The organism is Clostridium tagluense, assembly GCF_003865095.1.
GTDB lineage: Bacteria > Bacillota > Clostridia > Clostridiales > Clostridiaceae > Clostridium_AD > Clostridium_AD tagluense.
Window position 1 is genome coordinate 77,413 of the sequence record NZ_BHYK01000019.1, and the last position, 19,407, is coordinate 96,819.

At 28.6% G+C, this 19,407-nt stretch carries 25 protein-coding genes and 1 pseudogene; 3 read left to right on the plus strand and 23 right to left on the minus strand.

The window, feature by feature from the left end:
- Window positions 1–14 precede the first annotated feature (14 nt).
- The 12 genes from Ctaglu_RS15995 to Ctaglu_RS16040 form a co-directional block, all read right to left on the minus strand.
- Window positions 15–515 (minus strand): NAD(+) diphosphatase, encoded by a 501-nt coding sequence (locus Ctaglu_RS15995; RefSeq protein ID WP_125003484.1) that lies wholly within the window; start codon window positions 513–515, stop codon window positions 15–17.
- Window positions 516–610: 95 nt separating this feature from the next.
- The gene (locus Ctaglu_RS16000) at window positions 611–1,069 is read right to left on the minus strand and encodes a GNAT family N-acetyltransferase (RefSeq protein ID WP_125003486.1); all 459 of its coding nucleotides are present in this window, start codon (window positions 1,067–1,069) and stop codon (window positions 611–613) included.
- A 111-nt stretch (window positions 1,070–1,180) separates the two neighbouring features.
- Window positions 1,181–2,035 (minus strand): hypothetical protein, encoded by an 855-nt coding sequence (locus tag Ctaglu_RS16005; protein ID WP_125003488.1) that lies wholly within the window; start codon window positions 2,033–2,035, stop codon window positions 1,181–1,183.
- A gap of 126 nt (window positions 2,036–2,161) precedes the next feature.
- Window positions 2,162–2,722, minus strand: a complete 561-nt coding sequence (locus tag Ctaglu_RS16010; protein ID WP_125003491.1) for a DEAD/DEAH box helicase family protein — start codon at window positions 2,720–2,722, stop codon at window positions 2,162–2,164.
- 159 nt (window positions 2,723–2,881) lie between these two features.
- Window positions 2,882–3,097 carry a hypothetical protein gene (locus tag Ctaglu_RS16015; RefSeq protein ID WP_125003493.1) on the minus strand — a complete coding sequence of 72 codons (216 nt, stop codon included), beginning with the start codon at window positions 3,095–3,097 and terminating at the stop codon, window positions 2,882–2,884.
- Between the two features lie 26 nt (window positions 3,098–3,123).
- Window positions 3,124–3,450: a hypothetical protein gene (locus tag Ctaglu_RS16020; RefSeq protein WP_125003495.1), complete on the minus strand. Its 327-nt coding sequence runs from the start codon at window positions 3,448–3,450 to the stop codon at window positions 3,124–3,126.
- The gene (locus Ctaglu_RS16025; RefSeq protein ID WP_148097594.1) at window positions 3,432–3,623 is read right to left on the minus strand and encodes a P-loop NTPase family protein; all 192 of its coding nucleotides are present in this window, start codon (window positions 3,621–3,623) and stop codon (window positions 3,432–3,434) included. Before Ctaglu_RS16025 ends, Ctaglu_RS16020 begins: the two co-directional genes overlap by 19 nt.
- A 46-nt stretch (window positions 3,624–3,669) precedes the next feature.
- Window positions 3,670–3,801, minus strand: a complete 132-nt coding sequence (locus Ctaglu_RS26215; protein ID WP_267901287.1) for a P-loop NTPase family protein — start codon at window positions 3,799–3,801, stop codon at window positions 3,670–3,672.
- 361 nt (window positions 3,802–4,162) lie between these two features.
- Complete coding sequence (locus Ctaglu_RS26385; protein ID WP_307720498.1) at window positions 4,163–4,348, minus strand: hypothetical protein; 186 nt, start codon at window positions 4,346–4,348, stop codon at window positions 4,163–4,165.
- Between the two features lie 235 nt (window positions 4,349–4,583).
- Window positions 4,584–4,733 (minus strand): hypothetical protein, encoded by a 150-nt coding sequence (locus Ctaglu_RS26390; RefSeq protein WP_307720499.1) that lies wholly within the window; start codon window positions 4,731–4,733, stop codon window positions 4,584–4,586.
- A 358-nt stretch (window positions 4,734–5,091) separates the two neighbouring features.
- Window positions 5,092–5,895 carry a class I SAM-dependent methyltransferase gene (locus Ctaglu_RS16035; protein WP_125003499.1) on the minus strand — a complete coding sequence of 268 codons (804 nt, stop codon included), beginning with the start codon at window positions 5,893–5,895 and terminating at the stop codon, window positions 5,092–5,094.
- A 29-nt stretch (window positions 5,896–5,924) separates the two neighbouring features.
- Entirely contained in the window at window positions 5,925–7,124 is a 1,200-nt protein-coding gene (locus tag Ctaglu_RS16040; RefSeq protein WP_125003501.1) for a MerR family transcriptional regulator, read from the minus strand.
- 285 nt (window positions 7,125–7,409) lie between these two features.
- On the opposite strand from Ctaglu_RS16040, the gene Ctaglu_RS16045 reads away from it, so the two are divergent.
- A complete protein-coding gene (locus Ctaglu_RS16045; RefSeq protein ID WP_125003503.1) occupies window positions 7,410–8,648 on the plus strand; it encodes a GNAT family N-acetyltransferase in 1,239 nt (412 codons plus the stop codon).
- 73 nt (window positions 8,649–8,721) lie between these two features.
- Here Ctaglu_RS16045 and Ctaglu_RS16050 read toward each other — a convergent pair whose 3' ends face one another.
- The 7 genes from Ctaglu_RS16050 to Ctaglu_RS16080 form a co-directional block, all read right to left on the minus strand.
- Complete coding sequence (locus Ctaglu_RS16050; protein WP_125003505.1) at window positions 8,722–9,264, minus strand: GNAT family N-acetyltransferase; 543 nt, start codon at window positions 9,262–9,264, stop codon at window positions 8,722–8,724.
- 176 nt (window positions 9,265–9,440) lie between these two features.
- Window positions 9,441–9,956 (minus strand): ATP-binding protein, encoded by a 516-nt coding sequence (locus Ctaglu_RS16055; RefSeq protein ID WP_125003507.1) that lies wholly within the window; start codon window positions 9,954–9,956, stop codon window positions 9,441–9,443.
- 341 nt (window positions 9,957–10,297) lie between these two features.
- On the minus strand, window positions 10,298–11,146 hold the full coding sequence (locus tag Ctaglu_RS16060; protein WP_125003509.1) for a GNAT family N-acetyltransferase: 849 nt from the start codon (window positions 11,144–11,146) through the stop codon (window positions 10,298–10,300).
- Window positions 11,147–11,217: 71 nt separating this feature from the next.
- A complete protein-coding gene (locus tag Ctaglu_RS16065) occupies window positions 11,218–11,769 on the minus strand; it encodes a GNAT family N-acetyltransferase (RefSeq protein ID WP_125003511.1) in 552 nt (183 codons plus the stop codon).
- An 831-nt stretch (window positions 11,770–12,600) separates the two neighbouring features.
- Complete coding sequence (locus Ctaglu_RS16070) at window positions 12,601–13,041, minus strand: GNAT family N-acetyltransferase (RefSeq protein WP_125003513.1); 441 nt, start codon at window positions 13,039–13,041, stop codon at window positions 12,601–12,603.
- Between the two features lie 81 nt (window positions 13,042–13,122).
- Complete coding sequence (locus Ctaglu_RS16075; protein WP_125003515.1) at window positions 13,123–13,905, minus strand: GNAT family N-acetyltransferase; 783 nt, start codon at window positions 13,903–13,905, stop codon at window positions 13,123–13,125.
- A 62-nt stretch (window positions 13,906–13,967) separates the two neighbouring features.
- Window positions 13,968–14,519: a GNAT family N-acetyltransferase gene (locus tag Ctaglu_RS16080; protein ID WP_125003517.1), complete on the minus strand. Its 552-nt coding sequence runs from the start codon at window positions 14,517–14,519 to the stop codon at window positions 13,968–13,970.
- A 281-nt stretch (window positions 14,520–14,800) separates the two neighbouring features.
- Here Ctaglu_RS16080 and Ctaglu_RS16085 point away from each other — a divergent pair, with 281 nt between their 5' ends.
- Both Ctaglu_RS16085 and Ctaglu_RS16090 read left to right on the plus strand, forming a co-directional pair.
- A complete protein-coding gene (locus tag Ctaglu_RS16085; protein ID WP_267901288.1) occupies window positions 14,801–14,911 on the plus strand; it encodes a VanZ family protein in 111 nt (36 codons plus the stop codon).
- 129 nt (window positions 14,912–15,040) lie between these two features.
- Window positions 15,041–15,724 carry a TVP38/TMEM64 family protein gene (locus Ctaglu_RS16090; protein ID WP_125003519.1) on the plus strand — a complete coding sequence of 228 codons (684 nt, stop codon included), beginning with the start codon at window positions 15,041–15,043 and terminating at the stop codon, window positions 15,722–15,724.
- 47 nt (window positions 15,725–15,771) lie between these two features.
- Here Ctaglu_RS16090 and Ctaglu_RS16095 read toward each other — a convergent pair whose 3' ends face one another.
- The 4 genes and pseudogenes from Ctaglu_RS16095 to Ctaglu_RS16110 form a co-directional block, all read right to left on the minus strand.
- Window positions 15,772–16,599, minus strand: coding sequence for a class I SAM-dependent methyltransferase (locus Ctaglu_RS16095; RefSeq protein ID WP_185732744.1), 828 nt, complete (start codon window positions 16,597–16,599; stop codon window positions 15,772–15,774).
- Window positions 16,600–16,633: 34 nt separating this feature from the next.
- Window positions 16,634–17,086, minus strand: coding sequence for a hypothetical protein (locus tag Ctaglu_RS16100; RefSeq protein WP_125003523.1), 453 nt, complete (start codon window positions 17,084–17,086; stop codon window positions 16,634–16,636).
- 329 nt (window positions 17,087–17,415) lie between these two features.
- A pseudogene (locus tag Ctaglu_RS16105) lies at window positions 17,416–18,033 on the minus strand (TraX family protein); the annotation flags it as partial.
- A gap of 126 nt (window positions 18,034–18,159) precedes the next feature.
- Complete coding sequence (locus Ctaglu_RS16110; protein WP_125003525.1) at window positions 18,160–18,873, minus strand: EcsC family protein; 714 nt, start codon at window positions 18,871–18,873, stop codon at window positions 18,160–18,162.
- Window positions 18,874–19,407: the final 534 nt, after the last annotated feature.

The following is a 19,407-nucleotide window of genomic DNA, read 5'->3' on the forward strand; positions in this document are numbered from 1 at the left end:
ATACAATACCTTAATTATAAATTTAATAATCGCATTGAATTATCAAAATGAATACCAGACATATTATCTACCCTAGCAATATATCTATTAACTTCCTCAATTTCGCACCACATAATATCATCAACTTCATTAGAATCCACAAATGGCTTTGCCTTAACAAATGAAATGAAACCAGCCATTATTAATCCTTTTGGTTTAAAATAATAACTTTCCACATACTGCATTTTTTCAACCTGTTGGCCTGTTTCTTCCAAAACTTCTCTTATCACTGTTTCCTCTAATGTCTCCCCATTATTAACATAGCCAGACACTACTCCCCAATGAGTTTGAGAAATATAATTTTGTTTTAATAACAATATCTGGTTATACTCATTTATAACTAAAACTTCAACACAACTGGCAGGGCTATCAAAATACGGCCTATCACAAGTAATACAATATTTTACTAACCCTTCATCACCAATATTTTTCTCACTAAGTTTTTTACCACATATAGGACAATAAATAAATTTCATAGAATATTTCCTTCCCCCAATCTATAAACTTCTAAGCACAATAAATTACCGTTGTTACGGAATATAATACAAAGTCGAAACAAGAAAAAAACATATCATGCTTTATCCTTCAGATTATATTCCATAACTATTTCATCTTCATCAACTTCACCAGTATAATGGAACCCCATGCCAAGGTATAAACTCCGTGCGACTTCATCACCTTCTATATAGCAAAGAATTATCGAATCATATTTCTCTTCATTCTTTATCATGGAGAACCAGAGTTGCATAGCAGACTTTCCATAACCCTTTCCTTGATATTGTTCTGCAATCATGAATTGATCTAGCACACACACTAGGCTATTATCGTCTAAATCATGTTGCATTAACATTCCTATTGGTAAATCCCCATTATAAATGGCATATACACGACTATTATAGTCTCGAAATGCAAATGCCCTTGCAAGTATTGTCACATTGGAAGCAACAAATTTTTTCTGTTCTTCTTTAACCTTCAGTGCCTTAAAAGTACGCCAGTTATCTGGAGTAATATTACTAAAATGTATAGTCATAATTCACCTCACAAAAAATAAAATTTCTGTTAATCTTTAATGCACATTTTTCTAGAGTTGTGTTGCATGATAAGAATATTACGAGCCTTTATTTAAAAAAAATTTAACGAACTAAAGTATCCATTTATAATTTCTATATTTCTCTTTAATCTCAAAACCTGCAGTCAAAGCTAAATTTAATTCATCAGTACAATCTTCATCAATAAAAAATAAAATTTCCTTTATTGCACCAAATTCATTATATAATTGCATTAACATTTCATTAATTAAAATACTTTCAATACCATTATTTTCATATTCTTTATCAATAAATAAACCAACAACGTCTGATAAGTCTTTGCCAATCTTAGTAAAGATGCTTGCATGAATCGATTCATCTTTCCTAAAAACAAGTACTTGAAAGCGGTTCATATTTTTTTGTAAATTTTTGCTATTCCAAAAACCTCCAGAAGGGATAGCATATTTGTCATGAAATATAGCATATTCTTCAAAATTTTCTTTAGTAATTTTATCTACGCAATCATGCTTTTGATTCGAATAGGATTTTAAGTTATATAAACTGGTAACAATACTAGATTCGATACATTCTATATTCTTTTTCTTAAAATATTGATTTGCATTTTCGTTAGAAAATGGTACACCTATAAATAATTCATATCCAGCTAATTTCTTGCTTATATACCCAATCAATTCTTTTGCAGTTTGGTCATAATCCTCTCTTATCAAAAATTGTGTTGTTTGTGCATATTTTTCATCACATATCCAAAAATAAACACAAACTCCACATAATACATTTTGATGATAGCAAGCTACTATATTATAATTTTCTTTATGGATGGCTCTTTGGATCTCTCTTTCAACCTCTTTGATTGATTTTATTCTTGGATAACTCGCATATAAATTATTCTGACTTAATTCCCATGCAAAATCAATTACTTCCTCAACTTTATAAATTGTTTTTATCATTGTCTACACCCTCTGTATTATTGATATTTTATATTTCTGTTTAGCTTAATCTTATTTAGTACGTAATTATTTACAGTTGTGACGTAACTAAAGAAAATCGCCAATTAATCTAACCTTATATTATGCTTATAATCTAAATTCGTCCCTAATCATATGTGCAACAACACCAGGCGAAATGTTCGTATTATTGATTTTTATATAATTATTCTTTTTAATTTCATCCTCTAATGAATTAAGCCTATATTTCTCTTCCAGCATCCTAAAAAGTTCCTCTGAACGTATAACATCTCTTTTCGTAGGTTTATTCAGTAGTCTATTTTCGGTCTTGTTTCTTTCTATACGTACATCATAATCTGCTTCTAACTCTACATAGTATATAGTTCCACCTTTTTCTTTGAACATCTCTTCAACCATACCTACATAATCCCAGTCCTCTTTACAATCCAGTGCCCACATATAAGTAAAAACCATTCCATATTCTTCACTATCGGAATATGCTTTGAAAATCTCTTTTCTAAATAGATTTGTTAATCTTGATCGCTCTTGAGGCATATTTTTAAACAACTCAGAAACAATGTCTATTGTCATATGATTATGAAATAGTCCTAAACCAGTAATTTTTGCAAGTTCTTGTCCAACAGTCATTTTACCAACTGCATGCGGACCAAATATTATAACAAGTTTCATTCTATACACCTAACCTTCAATTTATATTATTAATAACCAAATTTCATTTTTACCATTTTTATAAAACTGAATTTCTATAGTAATTCTTATAGTTGTTTATAAGAAACTTTAAGAATGAATTAAATTTTTTATTTAATATGCTATTTAAATCGTTTTACTTTATTTTAAAAGATTCCTTTCTTCCAATTCACTTTTTATAATATTAGAAATAACATCATTATTCCCTATGCTGTTAATATATTTTATAAATTTTTTATTTGCACTAGCTAAGGTAATATTAAACATATCCAGAAAATTTGTTTTAAAATCTTCTTTTAAGGAACTATAAAATATCTTAAATTTTTCTTTGCCAAAAATTGAAATAAGATATTCCACAAATGACCCAGCAATAGGATATGTTATTAAGTCGATATATTATATGAAATTACATGTGCATCCTCATGAAATCCTATACATTTAATTTTATCATTATATACAGCATATATTTCGTTTATATCATTAGCAAACCCATTACAGGGTTCATTGTCCCCATATAACTCGCCCACTTCTAAACGAGATTCACATAGATAGTATTTAATTTTATTTTCCATTTTAGCATTTAAACAGTTACAAATAAATTCATTACAAGTTTCCTGTATATCAACTATTTTGTGTATGTCACTTTCTGCAATAGAATTCTCATGATAATTAAATATATACTTATCACTTTCTATTTTAATCCATTCCATGATTTTTCCTCCGCATTCAATACAATTTCAAACTTTATTTCATTGCTCTTACTCGGATAATCAAACATAATATATTTTACAATGTTAATATCAATTTTTTCTATACACCCCTCAGAAATATAAGGACGTACAGTACCTCTATGTTTAGAATATCTCCTCAAAAATCTATACATGCATATAACTCTATTTATTTTCAAGAAAATAATAGTGTCGCATTTATTATACCTGCCAACTTTCCATCCAAAAAATTCTATCGTTATAATAAACTGGTACACCCAGTTTATTTCCAATAACATTAGCCAAAGTAGTTTTTCCTGACCCAGATGAACCAAGTATCCATATGCTCTGCATCACAATTCCCTCCATTATTAATTTGCAATAATATTCAAGTATTTACTAATTCATAGTTTATTTGTATACAAATTATAACATTAATTTGTATATAATGCTATAATATGTATATAGCATTTAATTGCTATGCACTAGTATTTCTATAAACAAATTTTATATTACGTCTAAAAACTCCACTTCAAGAAGTAAGAAAAGTTTTTAAAAGTACACTTAAATACGTAGCAGTATCCAGTTTTAATTCTTATAATCTCCTAAGAAATAAAATAAACTGTTATTACAAAGCGATGTAATAACAGTTTATTTATTATAGAGTATAATTCTTCCCAGCTATAAAATCTAACTGTATTTTAAAATTGTTCTTTTAATTCTCACCTAATTTTAGTGTAACTGATACAATTTCAGGTCTATTAAATATCCTCTGAGAAACAATGCTATTACCAAGGCCTCGGCTTACCACCATAACAGTATTGTTTTTTTTATACACGCCTTTATAATATTTTGGCCAAAAGCCTTGATTTGGTGCAATAATTCCACCTAAAAAAGGCAAAATAACTTGTCCACCATGAGCATGTCCTGTAAAAGCTAAATCTATATTATTATGAACATAAAGCTCAAAAAGTTCAGGTCTGTGAGAAAGAAGTATTTTAAATCTTTTTTCATTATATCTGAATTCATATAATCTTCAGAATGACTAGTTGTATTAAAGGCAGGGTCATCAACCCCTAAAATAAGAATTTTCTGTTTATTTTTTTCATAATATAGTGATTCATTTCTTAAAATTATTACTCCTTTTTCTTTAAGCTTTTTTCTAAAGATTCAAATTTTCCAGACCACCCTTCATGGTTTCCATTAACATAGTATATGGGTGCTATAGAATTTATTTTATCAATAAAAGACAACGCATTTTCTTCATTATACTTTCTTCTATCCACCAAATCACCCGTAATAACTATAATGTCAGGCTTTTGTGATTTTTTTTTTCACAAGAATATTATTGTCTTTATAAAATATTTTGTTATGTAAATCTGAAATTTGGACTATCTTAAAGTTATTAAAGGCTTTTGGAAGCTTACTACTTTTTACATTATATTTAGAGATTACTATATTATTATTCTCAAAATATGAAAAACAAACTAAAAATATAATAATAGAAATAAATATAATATATTTTTTACCTAAAAACTTTTTAACCATACAAATTATCATTTCCTTTCATAATTGCTAGAACTATAAATTCAATATGAGATAAACCAAGCAAGATACCAAAAACAGTTTCTCACTTCTAAAAATCTATTTTTTCACTTTAAATATGCAAGCTTCTGTAGTTATTGACATATTCCCATTTTTTTCAATATAATCCTCCACATACTTTGTGAATTCTTGCTTTTTTTGTCCTGTAAGTATAGCTCTACCCCTCATGGTTGATGCTACATATGAAACTACAGGTTCAGCCTGAGGTACCACAATTTTTCCTTCAAAAACCTGCATTTCAACTTCGCTAAAGTATTTCTCCAATAAGAGCCTACCACCTTCAAATTCAAACCTATCACCCATCCCTAAGTTATTAAGGCCTATTTCAGGATCAAATTTTTCTATAAGTTCATAAAGCTGCGCCATTGCTCCACGTCCATTGGTAGTTGCATAAAAGGTTCCACCAGCAGCAAGAACTCTTTTTATTTCAGATAAAGCTTTTTCTATATCTGGAACATGATAAAGCATATGTCTTGCAATTACCACATCAAAACTGCCCTCTTCATAGGGAATATCTTGTATATCGATTTCTTTATATTTGAAGTCATAATCTACCTCTGCCAACGTTTTTTTAGCACATTCAAGCATGCCCTTAGAAAAATCAGATAAAGTAATATTCCAGTCTTTATTTAATTTATATTTATTTCTTTCCCACAAACCTCCAGGTCCACAACCGAGTTCTAGTATTCTCGCTTTGCTTTGAAAATCCATTTGATTAAAGCACCAATCATTCCAATCCACCTTATTAATATTATAAGTGTGTAAATTTAACCTTAAATTTAAATTTTTATCATCTTTATATTGATCTTTTATTGGTTGTTTATTAATTTCAATATTCTCCATAATTGCCTCCTAAATAAAATATTTTTGTACTATCTTTTCTTAGCTTCAAGAACTCCTGAATCCTTTGTAATATACATATAGCCTTCATTTTCTATGATATTTCTAAATAATTCTTCTAGCTCTTTAAAATCTTTTTCATTTAAAATTTCATTTAAATTACCTGGCGCTGAAAGAACATAGTCCATCAAAGGCTCTACTTCTGTTACTTTTAAAGAATCTTTATAGCAATAAAGCTGCACAGGATAAAACCATTCCTCTAATTGTGTTTTCCCATCCTCAAGTTTGAATTTATGGTTTTTTCTAATGTAAGAAAAAGTTACTTTTTCTCTAAAGTTTTCTACCATATTAAAAAGTTCCTCCATATGCTTTTTACCATTGGTGCCAGCATAAAAAACTCCATTAGATTTTAAAACTCTATCTACTTCTGAAAAAACCTTTTCCCTATTTTGTACATAATAAATCATATGATTTGCAATGATAATATCAAACTCCGAATCTCCAAAGGTAATATTTTGTGCATCCATAACTTTAAATGTAAAGTTTTTATCCAAATCTGCTAAGTTATTTCTTGCGTCCTCTATCATACCTTCAGAAATATCTGTAAGAGTAATTTCACACTGCTCTGGAAGTCTGTCCTTATTCCTGAGCCAGAAGCTTCCATCACCACAGCCTAGTTCTAGGATTTTTGCACCTTTTAAAATAGGAATTCTCTCAAACATCCATCTGTGCCATCCCTGCTTATTTGTGCTGTATTTCTCATGAAGATTAATACGGTCTTTTAGATTTGCTGCATTCTTAAACTGCTCAGCAGATATTTTTTCTAAATTGATAGCTTTAATAATCAAAATAAATTTATCCCAATCCAATGTATCTTCGCTATCCAACATTTGTTCTGTTTCATTAATTGCTTCTAAAATGTGTGACATATGCTCCATTTTTCTTTCTATGGCATGCCTTTGTATATTAAGAGAATGCTTAAAGTCGGCCTTATCTGACTCCTCTTTCATTACCACTTTTATCTCTTCTAATGAAAATCCCATAAATTTAAGAGTTAAGATTTTTTGAAGCACCGCGAAATCCTGATTACTATAAAGTCTATAGCCTGATTCACTGTATTCAGTGGGCTTAAGCAAATCCTTTTTATCATAATATCTTATGGTTCTAAGTGTAACCCCTGCTTTTTCAGCAAATTTACCTGCAGTATAAAATTTTCCTTTTTTAGAATTCATTTTCATCACCCAACTTTATTATAAACAGTAACCTTACGTCACGGTCAAGACTTTTTTGCTTTGTTAAATAATGGAACTGCTCTTTTTATTATGGTAACTTCTATATTGTCAATAATATTATGACTTTGTTCGCACCTAGCTATAACTTCCTATTCAACAACTATGTGCCCCTTTAATTATACAGTAATCTTTTAACAATAAACTACATATCGTATATATATTTACTTTTGCTTATATTTCATAGATAATAAACTTATGTTTTACAAATCAAGGAGGTATCCATACATGTATTCCATAAAGAAACTAGACAATGCCCAAATAACTGACTTAGCTAAAATACGTGCTAATTCCTTCCCTGCAATTTCTGTCCCACTTGAAAAACATGCTGAAATAATGAATGTTCAAAATGAATATGACTTTATGAATTTCTATGGTTTATTTAATGAGGAAAATCTTATAGGTGGAATGAGATTACATGATTTTAAAATGAATTCACTTAATCAGGAAATCTTTGCTGGTGGGGTTGGTTCAGTTGCTGTAGATTTACTTCACAAAAAAGAGAAGGTTGCTTTAGAAATTATTAAATTCTTTATTTATCATTATAAAGAAAGAGGAGCATCCATGGTTTTACTGTATCCTTTTAGACCTGACTTTTATAAAAAAATGGGATTTGGTTTTGGTACAAGCATTAATCAGTTTAAAATTAAGCCTTGTAATCTTCCAAAAGGAAATTCCAAGAAAAACATTAAGTTCTTAAGTAAAGATGATGCTGAAGAAATGTGCAAATTTTATAACAGCATTGCAAATAAAACTAATGGTCTTATGGAAAAATCACCAAAAGAATTTAATAGCCTTTTTAACTTTGAATCCACAAAAATTGTAGGATACAAAGTAGGTAATACAATTTTAGGCTATTTGGTTTTTCACTTTCGAAAGGGAGAAACGGGTTCTTTCGTTGTAAATGATATTTTTGTATCTCAAATGCTATTTGAGGATTCTGAGGTTTTTCTAGAACTTATGACTTTCTTAAATTCACAAAGTGACCAAATAAGATATGTAATAATAAACACCCAAGATGAAAACTTTAGATTTGCTTTGAATGATCCAAGAAATAATTCTGATAGACTTTTGGTGTCTTTGCATCATGAATGTAGTACCCAAGGAACTGGTATAATGTATAGAGTTATTAATATTCCTAAGCTTTTTGAAGATTTAAAAGATCATAACTTTAATAATATAAACTGCAAATTAAAACTTTCTATACTAGATAGTTTCATTCCCGAGAACTGTGGTAGTTATGTAATCCACTTTAATAATGGTAATTCTTTACTAGTTCAAAGTGATGATTACGATGTGGAGTTGACTATGGACATTGCTGATTTTTCTTCATTGATTACTTGTGCTGTTGACTTAAAATCTTTGTATAAATATGGACATGTACGGTTATCTGATGAAGGCTATTTAAATACTTTAAATATACTTTTCTCCTCTGATGAGAAGCCATTATGTATGACTGATTTTTAAATACATAAAAAAAGGTGCGAACTCATATAAATTATCGCACCTTTTATTGTTAAGTTAGAATATAAGACACTCTCTAAAACCTACTACTAACCTTCTCCATTACAATAAACTTGAAATCTTCATCTTCAATATATTCACCACATTTTTTAAAATCCAGTTTCTCAAATAGCCTCAAAGCTGGATTGTTACATTCACCAGTTTCAATATATATCCTATCTATGTCCATATTATTGAATATATAATCAGTTGCTGTTTTTATTGCAGTATAAGCAATTCCTTTATGCCAATACCTTTTATCACCTACAGAAATTCCCATTTCCCCTTGCTTCTTAAGCTTATCTATACCAAAAAAATTAACAAAACCTATAGCATTATCTTCATAATCTGTAATTATAAAATATTTATATTCTATATCCTCAATATTTTCGCTCATTATTTCAGTATCAAATCTATGACAATAATCCATACATTCTTCAATTAACCCTTTGCTGTTATTAGGTATTGGTCTTGGATCATGTTTATTTAGTTCTTTATCAATTTGCCATGAAAATAGGTTAATTACATCACTTGAACAGATATCTCTTATTACAATCTCATTGTTTTGATAATAAATCATTATAATTTCCCCCTATAATCTTTCTATTAATTTACAATTAATCTGGTTTAACGTTATATATTATTTACCTTTTCCATAAAATAAGCTGTACAACTTTCCAAAAAGTCACAAAACCCAACCCATATCATCAAGCATAGAATAGTTTTAATTATCTATTTTTATAATTTTATATTCTTTCATTTTGTTTCACCCTTTTCTATTAACTTAACTATCTCAATAGCTATTTTTTTAGGGTCAATATCACTTACATCAATTTTAACTGTATCCATATTGTTATATAGATCAAGTCTTTGCAGGCTTCTATCAATCACATCAATATTTCTAATACCATTTTGCACATCAATTTCCAATCTGCTTTTAAGAGCTGTTTCGGAGCAAACCAAAGAAATTTTATAAAGCTCAAAGTCACAATTTTTTAATGGTTCCAAAAGCTGTCTAAATATATATTCCTCATGGATTACCCAGCAAAATATGATATACTCATAACCCGAATTATCCAAATATGCCTTTAGTAGATGTGTAATATTATTTATAACCATTTTTTTATTTTCTTCTGAAACAACGAATGGATTCATATTCCAACACCAATCACCATCTAAATAAACGCTCGGCTTTAGGGTACCTAGTAATATGTTGCTCACTGTACTTTTGCCTACACCCATTGTTCCATTAATAATAATTAGCTTTTTCAAACAGACACCTCTTTTTACCTAATATAAATATACCGTTGACTTACACTTAATCTGCCTTATTAGCTTTTCACATTAACGCTATAAGTCAATAATTTATTAAGAATCTCGTCCAATTTGATAATCCATTGGCGTGAAGAACTGTAAATGTCAAAATAATTACTATGATTTTCAAGATTATATAAATAATCTGATAAAAATTCATTAAAACCAATGTTGCTTGTATCTACAGCAACTAAATATTTACCACCTCTACAAGTTACTAATCAACATGTAGGCTTTTTACTAGTATATTTGACCTCTTACTTATTTTCATGTACCTAATTAATTGTTTTCAATACACCTTATGTTGTTATCATTCTAGGTATCATGTATTCCTGTTCTAATCCAAAATCACCCTTTAAAAATGGATTTTCATCCTCCATTTTGTATTCTCTCATGTTATAATCAATTCCCAACCAGTCAGGATTAAAACCAAATTGAATAATATCTACTCCCTCAAAGTAAAGATATGGCGCAATTTGTTCAAAACTTACAGGTCTTGAAGCAACAATATCATAAATTGTAAGTTTGTTATCTCGTTGATGGGCTACAAGCATTATGTCAAGCTGAGGTATTTCATAGGTATTATTTTGGTGACCGTAAATCAAATGAAACCAGTTAATAGAATATTGATTTATGCAATCAAAAACCTTTGAGTATTGAGTACGTTCTTTTAAATACTTATCAACCTTTGGATTAGTTATATTTAGCTTTGTCATTTCACCACTATTATTTAACTTATATTCAATATATGGCTGCTTATAAGTAATAGGTTTAAACCCGAATTTTGGATAGAACCCCACAACACTATCTCCACCATGTAGAAAGCAAGGTGTATCTGGGTATATACTAAAAATATGTTCCATAAGTTTTTTAGATAACCCTTTACCCCTATGTTCTTCTCTTGTTGCTACTGATCCAAACTGTAAATAATCACGTTTCTCACCATTTATAACCATCTTCATTTTAGTCACCGATATATTGGCTAGCATAACCCCATCTTCAATTATTGAATAAATCTCATAGTCGTCATTCCAAACATTTTTAGCATGCCATTTGTCAAAACTAAAATCGAATGCATGCATAATTAACTCATTAAGTTGAGCATTAAATTCCTTTGTAGTTGTAGAAGCATTTGTCATTGTTACCATGCTATTCTCTCCTTTTTCACTTTTATAAAAGTATTTATTTATCAAGTTTCAACTTATAATTTCTAAAATAACTACAGTATTTTCTTCATAAGCTTGTAATAGTTGAATTCCTCATTATCAACCTCTATGGTACCTATCTGATTGAATCCACATTTTTGTATTACTTTATTTGAAGGTATATTATGCAGCAGTGCTATTGCATTAAGTTCCTCAATATTAGTCCTTTCAAATAAGTATTTTATTAAAGCTTGTGATGCCTGCGAGGTATAACCCTTACCTCTATAATCCTTTGAAATCGCATAAAATATCTCTCTATTGGGAGGTGGAAGTTCATCTTTAATACAAGAACCACACCAACCAATAAACTCATTTGTTTCCTTTAAGATAATTCCAAGTATTAAACCTTCTTTATCAATACTTGGAACAGCCTGAAAAAACTCTCTATTGTTTTTCATATGAAAATTTATTAGCCAGTCCCTTCGTTGCTGTTTTGTAGCTTTCCAATCTGGTAAGAAATCAGTTATTTCTGGTTGCAGCGTAAGATTATATAGTGCATCTAAATCGTCAATTCCTAGCTCTCTTAAAACTATATCCCTGCATTCTATTTCAAATATATTTTTCATTAATTATTCCCTCCTAAAATTTAATTTGTTATCACTTATGTCATATATTTAAATCACTGGCATGAACACACCTCCTACCGTAGTTAAAAGTAAGAATAAAATCATATGTTGCTCCAAACACTATCTCACTTTAAAACCTATTATTACTAATAAATTCACTGCAAAAAAAATAAGGTTGTAACGAAATTAAATTTCATTACAACCTCAGGATTTTTGTTATGCTGCAATACCTCAAATTAAATAGGCAATACTCTCCTATTAACCCTATCACAAAAGGCATACTGCATTTTAACAATCTTTATGTGATAATTTGAAGGTATAAAAAAAGCCGCACAGTAAGTACGGCATTTATAATCATAACAAAATACAAATATACAACTTAAAAATAAAACATAAAATAATTCTATGATTTTTTAAGAAGATTATTCATAAAAGGCATAAACGCTGAAACTATTCCTTAACACTATATTCATCTAAAAAAATGCAACACCAACAAACCTGATATAAACAGATTTTTAACTATACTTATTAAGCCCTAAGTAACTTTCAACACCTCTCCAAATAAAATACACACATATAAAAGTATGCATATATACGGTCAGTATTAAAATTACAAAAGATACTATAAATAAACTTGCATTATAAATAAGCAAAACATCTTTTAGATAAAATATTAAATTGTATTATCTTACAACGTTAAGAATTAGCTTTCTCATATAGTTTTACCTCCATTAAAATAACTTATAACTTTATATTACATTATTTTATATTTATTGTCAATATATTTAATAAGAAACATTTTATGTATTACATGTTTTAAATCAACAATGTTTATAGATCCTTACCCATCATAGCCATGCTATCCCATTCAGTGAAATTATTTCTTAAATAAAACTCACTTGTTTTGTTTTCTTTTGAAGTAAATAGAATAATAGTAGTTACACCAATTCCTTTTAATCGCTTTTCCAATTCATTGAGCAGTTTACTACCTATCCCTTGTCCCTGTAACTCATTAGAAATAAACATTTCTCTCAAATTATAATGGACTCCATCATAAAACTGTTCATAGTTCCCGAAAATAGCACCCTTTATTTGTTCGTCTTCAACATATAAAACACCTTCAAAATTGGTCGAAATATAAATATCATTTAGTCTTTTATGAGCAGTTTCTAGTGTCCATTTATCATTCCACGGTTCAGCGTTAAAGACTTTTATATAAAGTGCCGAGCATTTCAGTATATGTTGATCTTTTATACTAATAATATTATTCATATCTAACCCCTCTTTTGCAAATTTATCTGCTTTATTTAAAAGTACCGCCCCATACCCAGCTCCTAGCTAACCACGAAAGATCTATTCAAAACTCACACGTAAAATTCTATGATTACTAATAAATCCCGATTTTTCTAATGTTTTCTTAGATGATATGTTTGTGATGTCACAAGCTGCCATAGGTTTAAGCTTATTGTTATAACATTGCTCTTTAAGCTTTGTGATGATATATGTCCCTACTCCTTTTCCGCGATATTCTCCTGCTACAATCATTCCTATATCTCCAAATCTTCCATTTGATTTCATTATTCTAAATTCACCTATTCCGAGCAAACTGGAATCATCATATAATACAAATATCTGATCATTTTCTATTAGATCTTCATAATAGCCGTCAAATGCAGCATCGCATTTGTTTTTTATAGTTTCAATATCAACTGTTTTGGCTAACCTGAAAGACAGATTTTTAAAACCCTCTAATTCATATTTGATTTTTTTATTATCAATAAAAAGATAACTATCCGTCACTGCACTTTTTTGATAATCAAGACACAAAGACAAAAAATCTGGTTCTTTAGTTGAAACAGCAGCATTTTCTACTATATCACTTTTAATAACATATTCAAAAATTTCTGCTGCACATGTATAGTACCCTTTCAAAACATGAAACTGTACTAAAGTTTTGCTTGAATTCACAAAAAAATGCCCTGCTACTTTCTCATCATAAATAATTTCATAGCATTCTGATCTACCAATCATTACATTTTCCCAAAACCCATCTATTGGCTCTGCTAAGGTGTTAATGTACTCTTTATGTAAATTGAATTTTATTTCTTCATTTACTATTTTTTCTATTTCTATCACTGAATTACCCCCCCGTATTTTTACTCATATGAAAATAAAATAAGATCAAATTTAACTATATATCAATACTCGTTTTTTAATATAGAAAGCATTACCATATCATGATAACTACCACCCCAATAGCTTCTCTTTCTCAAAACTCCCTCTTTTATAAAACCTAATTTTTCAAGTACCCTAATTGATGCATTATTTCCATAAGATACTGAGGCTTCTATTCTATTAACATGGATTTTACTAAATGTAAAATCCATTACTGCACCTAGAGCTTCGGTCATAATTCCCCTATTCCAATATTCAGGTCTTAAATCATATCCCAAATCTGCTCTTATTTTAGGAATTTCTATTTCACACTTACAAAACCCAATAATTTCAGACTGATTCCCCAAAGAAATCCCCCAAAATATGGCTCGTTTTTGCCTAAATGCCTCATTAAAACATTCAATCAAGTCCTCTGCTTGTTTTATATCCGTAAAAAGTTCAAAGGTATCATACTTAATCACTTCAGGATTACTTAAAAGTTTATATATGCTTTCTGCATCTTGCTCTGTTATTTCCCTCAATACTAATCTTTTAGTGATTATTTTAGGGAATGAACTAAATATATTGCTACTCATATTTCTATAATTCCCCCCTTAATTTCTCTAACTTTTGTATTTTTTCTTTTCCTCATTTCTCTTGCTTTCATTTTTCATATAAAAAGAAATAATTATTTTATTAACTTCTCCCCTAAGTAAGTAATTCCTATTTTAATTGTAAAATATTATATTATCAATGTAAAAAATAACTATAACCATTTTCTCCTTATTATTATAAATATTGAAGTTCATGTTAACATTCTGTATAATTGAATAAAGATACACTTATAAAATTATGATTAAAGTATAGGAGTATTGAACTGGGTCAGTTTATTCTAAACGTGGGTGTTTTAGATATTAATGATATTATTTTAAATACATTAGGTTGTATTTTAGGTTTTATTATTTACAAAGTGGTTAAAAATTTCTAACATTTCAATAATGTAATGTAAATGTTATATTAATCGCTTGTTCAAATCTTATAAAACTCTTATAATAATCATTGGACAACAAATTAAACCATGCACTAAATTTGATATTTAAAATACGGAGGTACACATATGAAGCTCAGCCAATTTATAAAAAAACACAGAAATTTAATTTTAATATCCACATTAATTATAATCACCTTAATATTAGGTTGTAAATATAGACAATATTTATTTGTATTAAAAAGCCCTGAAGAATTTAAAAATTTCATAACTTCCTTTGGATACTATGGAATATTTATTTTTATACTTTCTCAATTTCTTCAAGTAACAATCTTTTTCATTCCTGGCGAAGTAATTCAAGCTACTGGTGGATGGATATATGGCACCCTTGGAGCAACTATTCTTTCTCTTATCGGAATAACTCTTGGATCTATATTACTATTTTTACTTTCAAAAAAGTATGGACGACCGCTTGTTAACAAATTTATTTCTGAAACAAAATTGAAAAGTATTGAAGCAGCCTTGAACTCAAAAAAATTAAATCTTATTGTGTTTCTAATTTATTTTTTACCAGGCATACCAAGAGACTCATTAATTTTCGCCTGTGGTATTTCAAAAATGTCTCTAAAAAAATTCCTAGTATACTCAACTTTTGGAAGAATTCCTGCATTAGTACTTTCCTGCTATTTAGGTTCAAACATGCTATCTTGCAGTAAACCATTCCTATTTTTGATGCTATTTGTTATGGTGTTAATCTTTTTAATAGGAGTATTTAAAGGGGAATATTTACTTGAAAAGCTGAGTAATAATTAAATAACCATCTTTATTATCATTATCTAATTATAACCTTGAGTTGTATTTTATTTTTCTCCAAATGCATATATCACTGGCATATTAAAATGCAACCCATCTATATTTTTATACATTTCAAGTCCATTAAATACCTCTACTTTAAACTCTTTAAATTTATCATCACCTAGCTCTTCTACTGCCTCAAAAACTGCTCTTACTGCATTAGACCACATTTCTTCCCACCATTGTTCTTTAGTTGTATAAATCACATCTGCATTTTCCTTATAAACCTTAATATTTCTTAAACCTGTATTTTCTAATATTTTTCTCACATCTTTGGCTGTATCAAATTTGGGAATACCTGATTTGTTATTTTGATTTGAGGAATCTATATGTAAATATTTGTTAACTATCTTTGTTAGCCACTTTTGGTCTTCTTGTATAGCCCATATACTAAAGCCTACTTGTCCATCTTTTTTAAGTACTCTTAGTATTTCTGTTAATTTACTATCACTATATAAAAGATACCCGATTCCAAACCCACAGATAACATTGTCAAAAAAATTATCATCAAATTCTAATGTTTGTGCATTCATCTTTATTACTTTGGCATTATCTATTTTTTGCTTCTCAATATCCTTATGTGTTTCACTTACCATAACTTCTGAAGCATCTATACCTACAGCATATCCTTCTTTTCCTATTTTATTTATTGCAGAAAATAATGAAGCTCCCCTACCTACTCCAATATCTAATATTTTTTTACCTTTGTTAATACTTGAAAGTTCAACTAATCTATTGCCAAATCTCTGCCAATAATTAGGTCCAATTTTACCAAATCTAGTTGCAACCTTGTCCCATACATTCATAAGCTTTTGTTTTTCTTTATTAATCATATAATCTCCTTTCATTTGTTTATTATAAAAACCGTTACTTATCTATTATTTTTAATGTCTTTAGTACTTCTTTTAGTTCTCCCTTCATCTTTAAAAAGGTATTAAATTCTGGATGCTCTTCCGGGAAATTTAGATCTGTTGGTCCACCTATAACATAAGTAGCACCTTTTGCTTCAAAATATCGTTGATCACAAATTGTATCAAGACTATCTTCATAGAAATTAGCTGAATTCTTATTAATAAAAGCAAATAGTTTACCGTATCCACCTTCTGCTTTTTCCTTTGGTTTAAAATACACAGTTATCCCCATATCATTTTCTTCAACCCTATATTTATCCTTCCAAGTTTTTGGGAAAACAATTGAAAACCCAAGTTTATCACTCTTAAACATTTCAGGTTTATTACTATCATTCACTTTCTTTGAACATCCCACTAATAAAACTAATAATGACAGAATGGTCAAACAATATAATAATATTTTTTTCATACTTGCCTCCAATGATTTTTAAATTCTTATAAAAATTAAAAATAACTTTAATTTACAGCTTTACGCTTTACATAAAATATATAATGAACTAAACTGTATATCATAAAAACCCATCTTACCCTTATTATAGCTACCTTTTTCAATTTGTCAATATTTGTTTATTTTAAATGAAATTCTATAAATCCTTAAAACATTCAAAAATATTTCAGTCTATCCCCTCAAGTTTTGCTCTAATACAAACCAAAATAAGGAGCTGAATAATTTATTCAACTCCTTACTACACTAATAAATATTTAATGTAATTTAGCCAGGTGATACAATTTATTCCATTACTTTAATACAAATTCCATTATGGCTAATATCCATAAATGTAATGGATAAAAAACATAAAATAAATATTTACTAAATTTATTGTTAACCCCTCTTTCTCCGTTATATAAAATCATAAATGGAACTGCTGTTATAAATAAGAAATCTGAATTAAACATTAACATTTCTATTGTCTCTTGAAATGTATCATATGGCACATAACTCATAAGAGCCAAAGCTAAAAATAATACAAAATATCCTATAATAGCTTTTTTCTTATTTTCTCTAAAAAAATATGTTATTAATGCAAATGGTATCAAAACCATCCCACCCTCTGTAAACACTCCCAATGGAATAAGAACTATTGAAAACACTATTATTCCTACCTTTTTAGCGCCTTCCTTATTTTTGCTAAACTCAAACAAATTAAGTATTGTAAGTCCTAGGGCCAGTGTCATAAATATATTATTGTTAACTACAACTTCTTTTGACACTAACCCTTTATTTATTATAAAATTCCCAATTTCCATAAATATAGCCCATCCGAATAATCTAAGGTTATACTTCAATTTATTTTTTGTGTGGAATAATCCCTCTACCATTAAGAATACAAATAATGGTGCTACAAACCTTGATAATGGATGAAACCATAACGGAAATACTCTTGGAAATGCAAATTGTAGCTGGTTATTCTTTGCGTAATATACACTCTCTACTTAGTGCTGAGGGCTATTTTATTATCATATTTTCAGCATACTTTAGAGTTATAATATCCTCATACGATAAGCTTGAACAGCCGTTTCGCTAAGTTTATCAATAAATTTAGTATTAACATAAGCTCCTACAAAGGCCCCTATTCCAGGAACCAGCTGTAATAGTTTTGCTAAATCAATATAATCTCTATACTCTTGCTGAAACGCTCTCCAATCAAAAGAATTAATATCCTTGGGCAATGTACTATAATATTCTTCAAAATTTTCCATTCTATCAAATACTTCATTTACATTACTCTTACTAGAAAAAGCGAGCTGAAATACATATAATATATAAATTCTTTCTTTATAATCATTAACGTCAAATCCATAAATTGCAGCAATGTCATAAAGAAATTTAATTTTTATACTTAAAAGTAAAGGTAAGTCCGCAAGTGCCAAAAGGAATCCACCTGCCCCTGTTCCTGCCCCCTCTACCATAGCAGTAGTTTTATATGTCTTGGTTTTTTGTGCAACTAATTCTTCTCTTTCTTGAAGAGATAAATTTATAGAGGGCTCTTTCGTAATATATTTAGACCCAACTAAAACTACTTTAATCATATTTTTTATAGCTGAAGTTATTATTTCATGATATTTTTCGGGTAATATTCCATTAAATTTATTTTGAATACCCTTTGATACCTTTTCAACTAATGTGGATTTTTTTTTCATTTCTATCTTCCATTTATTCAATTCTTCTAAAGCCATATCATTATAAGAATACATTAAAATCACCTGCCTCAGTTTATTATATATTTAAAATGGGCTTTAAACAACAACTATTACCGCTCTATATCCTTGTTTTAAACTTTCATTTATAACCTACGCTCCAAACTATTTTTATCTTTTCAAGTTGATTTACAGAATTATAATTTGAATATAGTATTGACATGATAACATTTAGATAGTACAATCTATTAAAAGATATCTATTATTAATTGATATTCAGTATCATGTCATGATTGGATTACATAAATCTCATATTATTTATAAGTAAAAATCACTTTGCTAATTATTGGTTTTGATAGAAAATAATTTATGAGTCTATAGGAAATTATAATCATTGATATTAAACAATATTTTACATTAAAATTATGTCACTTATTTAATAGAAACTTATAAATATTATTAATGATAGTGTTAACTGACTTATGAAAAAAGCACATAGGAATATTTGTATGTCAATTACAACTTTAAGAAATAAGGTCGTTGTCTTTTTAGCCTTAAACTTATGGAATTTAATGTTTTTGTTCTTACAAA

What these genes read in the sequence shown, in the direction of transcription:
- Ctaglu_RS16045 (WP_125003503.1), top strand. Translation starts at nt 7,410, where the DNA reads ATGTATTCCATAAAGAAACTAGACAATGCCCAAATAACTGACTTAGCT.
- Ctaglu_RS16070 (WP_125003513.1), bottom strand. Translation starts at nt 13,041, where the DNA reads ATGAATAATATTATTAGTATAAAAGATCAACATATACTGAAATGCTCG.
- Ctaglu_RS16095 (WP_185732744.1), bottom strand. Translation starts at nt 16,599, where the DNA reads ATGATTAATAAAGAAAAACAAAAGCTTATGAATGTATGGGACAAGGTT.
- Ctaglu_RS16005 (WP_125003488.1), bottom strand. Translation starts at nt 2,035, where the DNA reads ATGATAAAAACAATTTATAAAGTTGAGGAAGTAATTGATTTTGCATGG.
- Ctaglu_RS16040 (WP_125003501.1), bottom strand. Translation starts at nt 7,124, where the DNA reads ATGAATTCTAAAAAAGGAAAATTTTATACTGCAGGTAAATTTGCTGAA.
- Ctaglu_RS16020 (WP_125003495.1), bottom strand. Translation starts at nt 3,450, where the DNA reads ATGGAATGGATTAAAATAGAAAGTGATAAGTATATATTTAATTATCAT.
- Ctaglu_RS16090 (WP_125003519.1), top strand. Translation starts at nt 15,041, where the DNA reads ATGAAGCTCAGCCAATTTATAAAAAAACACAGAAATTTAATTTTAATA.
- Ctaglu_RS16010 (WP_125003491.1), bottom strand. Translation starts at nt 2,722, where the DNA reads ATGAAACTTGTTATAATATTTGGTCCGCATGCAGTTGGTAAAATGACT.
- Ctaglu_RS16035 (WP_125003499.1), bottom strand. Translation starts at nt 5,895, where the DNA reads ATGGAGAATATTGAAATTAATAAACAACCAATAAAAGATCAATATAAA.
- Ctaglu_RS16065 (WP_125003511.1), bottom strand. Translation starts at nt 11,769, where the DNA reads ATGAAAAATATATTTGAAATAGAATGCAGGGATATAGTTTTAAGAGAG.
- Ctaglu_RS16060 (WP_125003509.1), bottom strand. Translation starts at nt 11,146, where the DNA reads ATGGTAACAATGACAAATGCTTCTACAACTACAAAGGAATTTAATGCT.
- Ctaglu_RS16100 (WP_125003523.1), bottom strand. Translation starts at nt 17,086, where the DNA reads ATGAAAAAAATATTATTATATTGTTTGACCATTCTGTCATTATTAGTT.
- Ctaglu_RS16000 (WP_125003486.1), bottom strand. Translation starts at nt 1,069, where the DNA reads ATGACTATACATTTTAGTAATATTACTCCAGATAACTGGCGTACTTTT.
- Ctaglu_RS16080 (WP_125003517.1), bottom strand. Translation starts at nt 14,519, where the DNA reads ATGAGTAGCAATATATTTAGTTCATTCCCTAAAATAATCACTAAAAGA.
- Ctaglu_RS15995 (WP_125003484.1), bottom strand. Translation starts at nt 515, where the DNA reads ATGAAATTTATTTATTGTCCTATATGTGGTAAAAAACTTAGTGAGAAA.
- Ctaglu_RS16025 (WP_148097594.1), bottom strand. Translation starts at nt 3,623, where the DNA reads ATGTATAGATTTTTGAGGAGATATTCTAAACATAGAGGTACTGTACGT.
- Ctaglu_RS26215 (WP_267901287.1), bottom strand. Translation starts at nt 3,801, where the DNA reads ATGCAGAGCATATGGATACTTGGTTCATCTGGGTCAGGAAAAACTACT.
- Ctaglu_RS16110 (WP_125003525.1), bottom strand. Translation starts at nt 18,873, where the DNA reads ATGTATTCTTATAATGATATGGCTTTAGAAGAATTGAATAAATGGAAG.
- Ctaglu_RS16050 (WP_125003505.1), bottom strand. Translation starts at nt 9,264, where the DNA reads ATGATTTATTATCAAAACAATGAGATTGTAATAAGAGATATCTGTTCA.